We start from the raw sequence: 602 nt of genomic DNA, 5'->3' as shown, positions 1-602 counted from the left end.
GGCCAGCGCCAGCGCATTGCCATAGCCCGCGTCATGCTAAAAGACGCCCCCATTCTGATTCTGGACGAAGCCACTTCCGCACTCGACTCCGAGGTAGAAAATGCCATTCAGGAAAACCTGTACCAACTGATGCAGGGCAAAACCGTTATTGCCATTGCTCACCGTTTATCGACTATTGCTGCTATGGATAAGCTGGTGGTTATGGATCAGGGTGAGATTATTGAGCAGGGCAGCCACGAACAGCTGCTTGCCCAGGATGGTCTATACGCTAAGTTGTGGCGTCATCAGTCGGGTGGTTTTTTAGCAAAAGAAGCTTAGTGCTTTAGCTCGTACGCTTCGTCTGATTCGATTTTGGCGAAGCGTACATCCAGTTCCATTAAGCGTTTTTTACCCCGGGCTGTCATGTCAGTAATAAACTGAAACTGCTGTCTGGGGTCTATCGGGTAGGCTTTTAAGCGGTATTTGGTGCCCCAGGGTTGTTCAGCCGCTGTTACCGCTATGGGCTTGCCCAGCTGTAAATACGGGCTGGTCAGAGCCACTTCTTCCAGAGCGTCTCGTATTTGATAAGCGTCGGCTTCTGGCTGAGTATAAAATTCAGCAAT

At 50.3% G+C, this 602-nt stretch carries 1 protein-coding gene and 1 pseudogene; one reads left to right on the top strand and one right to left on the bottom strand.

The window, feature by feature from the left end; all coding sequences use genetic code 11:
• A partial coding sequence (locus B3180_RS14700; RefSeq protein WP_286845247.1) for an ATP-binding cassette domain-containing protein occupies nucleotides 1-318 on the top strand: 318 nt, incomplete at its 5' end.
• Here the strand turns inward: B3180_RS14700 and B3180_RS14695 are convergent.
• Nucleotides 315-602: pseudogene (locus tag B3180_RS14695) on the bottom strand (mechanosensitive ion channel family protein); the annotation flags it as partial. The gene B3180_RS14700 and the pseudogene B3180_RS14695 sit on opposite strands and share 4 nt — an antisense overlap.

It is taken from the genome of Idiomarina sp. UBA4206 (assembly GCF_002383015.1).
In the GTDB taxonomy this organism is placed as follows: Bacteria; Pseudomonadota; Gammaproteobacteria; order Enterobacterales; family Alteromonadaceae; genus Idiomarina; species Idiomarina abyssalis.
The sequence above is the reverse complement of the archived record's forward strand: the minus strand, read 5'-3'. Positions and strand labels throughout refer to the sequence as shown.